The organism is Rothia sp. HMSC071B01, from assembly GCF_001808945.1.
Classification (GTDB): domain Bacteria; phylum Actinomycetota; class Actinomycetes; order Actinomycetales; family Micrococcaceae; genus Rothia.
Map to the genome: position 1 here is coordinate 148,079 of NZ_KV795071.1, position 2,361 is coordinate 150,439.

Annotated in this window: 1 protein-coding gene and 1 CRISPR repeat array; the gene reads right to left on the bottom strand. The window is 54.2% G+C overall.

Going from position 1 to position 2,361, the window contains the following annotated elements:
* A CRISPR array of direct repeats spans window positions 1–252; the repeat unit is 33 nt; unit sequence TCAATGAAAGTCCCTCCGAAAAGGAAGGGAAAT.
* 376 nt (window positions 253–628) lie between these two features.
* The gene (gene zapE / locus HMPREF2527_RS04105; protein WP_005506346.1) at window positions 629–1,684 is read right to left on the bottom strand and encodes a cell division protein ZapE; all 1,056 of its coding nucleotides are present in this window, start codon (window positions 1,682–1,684) and stop codon (window positions 629–631) included.
* Window positions 1,685–2,361: the final 677 nt, after the last annotated feature.

The window sequence follows — 2,361 nt, forward strand, 5'->3', positions numbered from 1 at the left end:
TCAATGAAAGTCCCTCCGAAAAGGAAGGGAAATCCTGCGCCCATTCCAGCCCGCGCCCCCAATCGGCGCGCCCTCAATGAAAGTCCCTCCGAAAAGGAAGGGAAATTCACGATAGGGCAAAGCGCATGAAATGAAAGCGACGGGCCCTCAATGAAAGTCCCTCCGAAAAGGAAGGGAAATGTGCGTGAAGGTGTATCATCTACATACCACCTGCCGCCCTCAATGAAAGTCCCTCCGAAAAGGAAGGGAAATAGCTACCCGAAAATAGCCCGCAACCATGCGGCAGAAACGGGTGCTTCGCGAGAACCTCGCGGAGGCTACACGCAAAATTATACACTCCAACCACATCTACCCCCGCATAACTCCCTGGCAAGGGAAGAAACCATGCGAGCGACACGCCATGTTCCCGTCACGTACCAGGTTCTCGCTCACACAAAGACCCCCGCCGGGTGCTTCCTAAGCGACCCGGCGAGGGTCCTCACGTATGAGAGGGGTTGGCGCGGTTCAGGTAAACCAGACTAACCAAGCTAACCATGCAAATCGGGCGAGCTTCGAGTCTCACGGGACTAGAAAGAACAGCGCATCAAAACCCGAGCCGGCCAAAGCTCGGCCCCGGCGAACAGCGGAACTAGCGCTCCGCCTCCTCACCCAGCATGCCCTCACGAGCCAACGCAGTCAAACGAGACACCGCACGGAAATACTTCTTCTGATAACCACCAGCCAGCATCTCCTCAGTAAACACCTTGTCAAAAGGCACACCCGAAGAAACAATCGGCAAGTCCTTGTCATACAGACGGTCAGCCAACACCACAAAACGCAACGCCACCGACTGCTCAGTAATCGGGTGAACATCACGCCACGCAATACCATCCAGACCATCAATCAGCTGACGGTAACGCGACGGGTGTACCTTCGCCAGATGCTCCACCAGGTCAGCGAAGTTATCAACACCAACAGTCTGGCCGCCGAACACTTCCTCAACCTTCGCATCAAACGCGTCATCAGCAACAGGCTCCGGTGCGGCAGGCAGACCACGGTGACGGAAATCCTCACCATCCACACGGTGCACCTCAAACTGCGAAGCAAGCACCTGAATCTCACGCTTAAAATCCTCAGCCGCGAAACGGCCCTCACCCAGCGCACCAGGCAGCGTGTTCGAAGTCGCCACAAGCTTCACGCCAGCATCCGCCAGCTCACGCATCAGACGAGACATGAGCACAGTATCGCCCGGATCATCCAGCTCAAACTCGTCAATACACACCAGCTTGTAGCTGCTCAACGCCTCAACCGTCTTACGGAACGTCAACGCACCCACCAGGTTCGTGTACTCCACAAAAGTACCGAACGCCTTCGGGCCATCCACATAATGCCACAGCGACGCCAACAGGTGAGTCTTACCCACACCAAAACCGCCGTCAAGGTACAGGCCAGCCTTCGTCGAATCCTTCTTCTTGCCACCAAACAGGCGACCAAAGAAACCGGCACCAGCGCCGCCACCATTAATCTTGTCGCCAAAATCCTTCAGCTTCTGCACAGCCTCAGCCTGCGACGGCTGATTCGGATCAGGAATGTAGCTATCAAAAGACACTTCACCAAAACGCTCAGAGGGGCGGAAACCCGCCAGCAACTCATCAGCAGAAACGCGAGGGATGCGGTCGGTCAAGTGTACGGTCGTGGTGGGCACAAAAACTCTTTTCTTCAGTGACGGCGATGTGACTTCCGCTTTAAGTGTAGTACTGTCTAACACCCCGCGTGAGCCGCATGAGTTGCCCGCCACATTACGGGTATGAGGAGGGGCGGCGGCGGGGTGCGGGGCCGCTCTGTTTTGTTTAGGCCGCTCAGTTCCAGTGGAGGTGCTGCTCCGCGCCGGTGGAGGTTCGGTCATGACCTAGCAATTTCAGCCATGACTTAGCATCTTTGGTAATGGTTAAAACCCCAGCCTAAAGTCACTAACCCATTACCGAAAAACTAAGTCATTATCGATTCCCGCCCACATATCCGACGCAGACCCAAATTCGGTATTGGGTTACGGATTTGTGCCATAGGTTAGTGTCTTTGGTCGTAGTTAAAAACCATGGTCGAAGACACTAAACCATGGCACAAATTCTGCAGGGGCAGAGCCTCCGTGAGTGTAGATTTATTTGATGCATAAAGCATTGATGTGTCCGAATAATGACGTTCAGATACTATTGCACTCAAAGCAACGCAAATATACACAAAGATGCGGTAGGGTGGTAACTGTAGTGTTCCATAACGCATTGATGCGTTTGTTGGGTGCGCTACGGGGCTGTTTTCCTTCCGGTGGTCAGGTACGACCCACAAAACCAGCCCGACTAGTAACTAAACAACACACCATCACCG